The sequence below is a fragment of the Vibrio sp. Vb0937 genome, from assembly GCF_033338855.1.
In genome coordinates, this window is record NZ_JAWOTK010000143.1 from 1 (window position 1) to 1,596 (window position 1,596).

Genomic DNA, 1,596 nt, shown 5'->3' on the forward strand with positions numbered 1-1,596 from the left:
TCACCCGTTTCATGTGCTCTGATTTGACAACCACCTCGTTGACGATTGAGCCAATTTGCGCCGAAGAGGCGGATACTTCTTCTGCGCAGATTTGGTTTTCATCAATCGCGCTTTTGATTGAGCTGACTTGGGTTAGCACCTGATTAACCAACGAATCAATTTGTTCGCTCGCTTCACTGGCTTTGCCTGCCAAATTTCTTACCTCGTCCGCCACCACTGCAAATCCGCGGCCTGCTTCACCAGCGCGTGCAGCCTCAATCGCTGCGTTGAGAGCCAATAAGTTCGTTTGGTCAGAAATCTCTTGGATAGTAGATACAAGGTGGGAAATAGAAGTCGCGGTGTTATCTAATATCTGCACAGATTCAATGCTTTGAGTGGCTTGTGAGCTGATTTTTACCGCTCGGTCATCCAGACGTGCGAGTGCTTGATGTGTTTGCTTGAACATATCATCAAGCAGCTTTAGCTCCTCGTTTTCATGCGCCATAGATTGAGCGCTTTCGACCATCGCTGTGCGAATGGTTTGGAGCATATCTCCGCCTTTCAAGCTGCTCGACATCAACTCGTCGCTACTTTCGTAACGCTGTTGCGCTGTGTTCAGTAGTTGTTTGGCTTCTTTTAACTGACGTTCCAACGTCTCAACGTCGGTTTGGTACTTGTCTTTAAGGCTCGCTAATTCCTGCTTAAGCGCCTCATTTTCCATTTTTAATTTTTTTGATCCGAACATGTTTTTTATAAATGCAGCAAGGTTTTAAAAAATTCATGTTAAATCAGTTGGATAAGCAATGCACCATGACTTTCATATACTTGTTCATTTTTGTCACATTTTTTATGTGGGTTTTCATAAAAAGAGCGAAAGTCGCCCCTATCAATGTGAACGTGGTCAACACTGAGTGACGGATGAGTGAATCTAAATGGAAAACTATGGCATAGAAAAGGGCGGGTGGAAGATAGGGGAAGAGGGCTCTTCCCCTTAGTATTTCGAGTGCTGAGGTTTTACTTTATGTGGAAAGTGTGTTCAGTTTCAAGAGACGTCATTGCGGGAATTTGACGCCAAATGTAGTAAAAAATACCAAACATCATCAACATGCTAGGAATGGCGATCATCGGGTAGCTGTAAAGTGTCAACTTACCGAGCTCTTCATTGAAGGCCGCGGTGCCTGATGGACTGGTGACGATCCACGTAGCAAGGAAGTAGTTCATTGCAGATGAGAATGCAAAGGTGCTTGCGAACAAGTAGTTCGAAGACATTAGGCAACGTTCGAACGCATCGGTTTTACCATTTTCTCTCAAACGCTCGTTAATCAACGCGAGGTTCAAAACCGTGTCGTTCAATACCATTTTTTGCATCAATGGGTAGCGGGTAAAAGTGGAGCCCAATACCGCGATGCCGATCAGGCCGGGAATCAAGGCTTCTTTCAAGGCTAACCAGCGAGTATCAAGCTCCAACAAGCCAATGCCGCCAGTTAATAATACGCTGATAAAACCAAGCGCTGAGATAAAGTTAAATTTCTTGTTGCGGATGAGATCCATACCGCCGTAAACCACAGGAAAGAGCAAAGCGACAACCAGTGCCATTGCGGTTCCTAGGTGCTCTTC

At 45.2% G+C, this 1,596-nt stretch carries 2 protein-coding genes; both read right to left on the reverse strand.

All coding sequences use genetic code 11. The annotated features are described in order from the left end of the window. The coding region (locus tag R7P67_RS23875) for a methyl-accepting chemotaxis protein (protein WP_318086200.1) at positions 1-724 on the reverse strand (724 nt) is incomplete at its 3' end. A 269-nt stretch (positions 725-993) separates the two neighbouring features. Then, positions 994-1,596: VC0807 family protein (locus tag R7P67_RS23880; protein ID WP_318086201.1), on the reverse strand; the 603-nt coding region annotated here is incomplete at its 5' end.